Raw genomic sequence first — 642 nt, forward strand, 5'->3', positions numbered from 1 at the left:
ATGCGTACAATTTTTTTATTTATTACCTCGTAAGCGGTCGAGACCATCTTCTTGTTGTAGTAACTTAAAGTATTCCTTGTCCCGTTCAGCACTCGCTAACTGTAATTTTTCATTACTACTACTCTCAAAAGACTTAATTTTATTATTCATTAACTCTGTTAGTGGTTCACCAATAGCTTTCTTAAAATTAAAACCAAGCGTTTGCATGATGTTAATGGTTTCTTTTGAAAGTAGCGGCTTGATAGTCGCAATACCTTCCTCCATCTTTCCACCATCATCAGCATTCTCAGCAAATTTAGTAATGGTTGGGATGATAGTATCACTAATCATTTTAATATCATTTTCAGATAATTCTTGTGACACGAACTCCTTTTCTAGTCCTTGTGCAATCATCATTAACTCTTGTTTGTCATTAATTAAATCTTGAATAATTTCAGTTAATTCAGAGATTGTTTGTGCATCATTCTTTTTGGCTTTAACAGTTCCAATTTTATCAAATACCACTGAAGCGGTATTTTTAACTGCCAATTCACCCAACTTTGCCATCATATATTGTAAACTTGGATCCATACTATTCCCCGTCCTTTTATTATTAGGATTAGTATAACAGGAAGGACTAATAGATATTTGGGCATGAAAATT

1 protein-coding gene is annotated in these 642 nt (G+C 33.0%); it reads right to left on the reverse strand.

Annotated features, from left to right (window positions below):
* Positions 1 to 15 precede the first annotated feature (15 nt).
* Positions 16 to 570 carry a hypothetical protein gene (locus tag M4974_RS07840; RefSeq protein WP_248715916.1) on the reverse strand — a complete coding sequence of 185 codons (555 nt, stop codon included), beginning with the start codon at positions 568 to 570 and terminating at the stop codon, positions 16 to 18.
* Positions 571 to 642: the final 72 nt, after the last annotated feature.

The sequence above is a fragment of the Convivina praedatoris genome (assembly GCF_933208495.1).
Lineage (GTDB): Bacteria > Bacillota > Bacilli > Lactobacillales > Lactobacillaceae > Convivina > Convivina praedatoris.

What these genes read in the sequence shown, in the direction of transcription:
- M4974_RS07840 (WP_248715916.1), bottom strand. Translation starts at nt 570, where the DNA reads ATGGATCCAAGTTTACAATATATGATGGCAAAGTTGGGTGAATTGGCA.